This window comes from Arthrobacter sp. HMSC08H08, assembly GCF_001807575.1.
GTDB lineage: Bacteria > Actinomycetota > Actinomycetes > Actinomycetales > Micrococcaceae > Pseudoglutamicibacter > Pseudoglutamicibacter albus.
Genome location: NZ_KV789377.1, coordinates 1 through 1944, shown reverse-complemented (window position 1 = coordinate 1944; position 1944 = coordinate 1). Strand labels below are relative to the sequence as shown.

The 1944-nt window shown below is 48.2% G+C and carries 3 protein-coding genes; 1 reads left to right on the top strand and 2 read right to left on the bottom strand.

The window, feature by feature from the left end:
- Positions 1 to 95: 95 nt before the first annotated feature.
- Both HMPREF3175_RS10615 and HMPREF3175_RS02755 read right to left on the bottom strand, forming a co-directional pair.
- Complete coding sequence (locus HMPREF3175_RS10615) at positions 96 to 278, bottom strand: 2OG-Fe(II) oxygenase family protein (protein ID WP_083285237.1); 183 nt, start codon at positions 276 to 278, stop codon at positions 96 to 98.
- The gene (locus HMPREF3175_RS02755) at positions 279 to 668 is read right to left on the bottom strand and encodes a hypothetical protein (RefSeq protein ID WP_141742451.1); all 390 of its coding nucleotides are present in this window, start codon (positions 666 to 668) and stop codon (positions 279 to 281) included. It abuts the gene before it with no gap.
- Positions 669 to 908: 240 nt separating this feature from the next.
- On the opposite strand from HMPREF3175_RS02755, the gene HMPREF3175_RS09830 reads away from it, so the two are divergent.
- The gene (locus tag HMPREF3175_RS09830; RefSeq protein ID WP_176745115.1) at positions 909 to 1862 is read left to right on the top strand and encodes a HesA/MoeB/ThiF family protein; all 954 of its coding nucleotides are present in this window, start codon (positions 909 to 911) and stop codon (positions 1860 to 1862) included.
- Positions 1863 to 1944 lie beyond the last annotated feature (82 nt).

The following is a 1944-nucleotide window of genomic DNA, read 5'->3' as shown; positions in this document are numbered from 1 at the left end:
TGTCGTGAGAGATCTGTGGGTGGGTTGGGGCGGTTAGGGGTGAACGATGTCGTGAAACCAAACACTTGAATCAGAGTGCCCGCCCGTTAGTTTCATTAGCGCGTAGGTTCCAGGAAATGGAGGGACGACTGCAGATCTGCCGTCCAGTTTTCAGCAACCAAGTGCGTTCCGTATGACTCATCCCAGGTTGTGTGCAAGAAAAATACAGTTGCGGATACTCGACCGTCGAAGACATCATCATGTCTACGCAGATAGTGTCCTGGGCGGTATCTTGCGATTTAAGCGGCTTTGTATTCAATATCTCTGATCCCCGTGGTCTTTTGCATAGCTCCAACTACCGGTTTGGAACGTAAACCAGCTAAGAAACCGCGGAGTCCAAAAGCTTCCGGGTCCGGTTTTCGCAGAATTTCCGATAATGAAAACCGAAGCTGCGGGTCGTGATCGTTGAACGACTGTGGGTCTATTGAGCTAACCTCTGTACCTTTCTGAATCCAAGCCGCCGCACCCCACCTGCCGTCAGCCGCCATATCCTGACTGATTTGTCTCCAATCCATACTCTCGGGTAGAGCAGCGTGCCCTACTAAAGAGTCGGGTTCGAGAACCTTCTTTACATTGCTCATGAATCCATCACTTGAAAAGTGTTGTATTACTGAGTTCTTCAAACTCAACCCTGAGGTTCTGTTAGTAAACATATTTCCCCTTGCTGTGACATAGATCACATGTTAGCTTATTTGGAGACTGGAAGGAGGTGACAACCGTGGCTGTTGATATTGAATTTGAAATTGAAGAAAACGAAACCGACGGTGCCGAAATGATTGTGCATCGCTGCTAAGAATGCTGTCAGCGCGCTGATGGACTCAGGTTGACGCAACTCTCCTGAGTCCATCAGCGAACTCAGGAGAGTTTATTTGAAGGTTCAGAAATCACAAGCATGGTCGCTTGAAAAATCTGATCAAAGTCTCGTTGCACGATCCGAGATCATCACGTTAACGTTTAGAGGTGTCGGAGCAACAGAGTTACCGGCGGATTTGTTCACTGGTGTGCCTCTGGATGCTTCTTTGCTACCCAACAACCTCTATCAAGAGCTTAAGTCTCGAAATATCATCGTTAATGCTGAATATGGCCAAGCTGCTTCTGAACGATTTTCCCGGCAGCACGATTATCTGGTGACATTGGGCGCAGACCCTAATCTCGGGCACTTGAAGATCACCGAGGCTCGTGTGGGCATTATCGGTGTTGGGGCTTTGGGAAGTTGTGCCTTACAAGCGTTTGTTGGTGCCGGAGTGCAGAAATTTACATTAATCGACCCAGATGTTGTCTGCCCATCTAACATGAATAGACAGTACATCTACGGTTCAGGTGATATTGGGCGACCCAAGGTGGATGTCGCAAAGCACTGGGTAGTTGATCGAGCGATACGGCCTGAAATAACGACGCATTTCTGCTCATTTCATGACTTAAATGCGGAGGTGTTTTTCCATGAAGTGGATTTCGTGGTGGCGACCTTTGATGGTCCAAGTATGAATTCGGTTTTAAGCTGTCTCTGTCAGGCTTGGGACAACAGGGTCGCCAGCGTATTCGGCGCGACAGGCTTCAATACCACTGTGATCAGTCCTGTCTTCATGCCTGGTCGTAGCAGGTCCCCAGAAGAATGTATTTTGCTAAGTGAAATGGATGGTGTTCGCGAACCTATCCGCGCATCCTGGGGTCCAATAAGTCTTTACAATTCAGCCCTTCGCGCAGAGCAAGCACTCCTGCATTTATTAGGACTCTCAGATGAAGTCAATTACACATCATTCCACAAAACGTTGAGAAGACGTGGAGTAGTGTCCATCCAAACTACTGAGTCTCTGAGGTTCTAGTGTCACAACGCTTAGTTTTCGAGATGGAGCGCATAGCCAACAAGGAAATGCTGTGAGGTGTCCCAGGTTTTGTTCCGTTTGA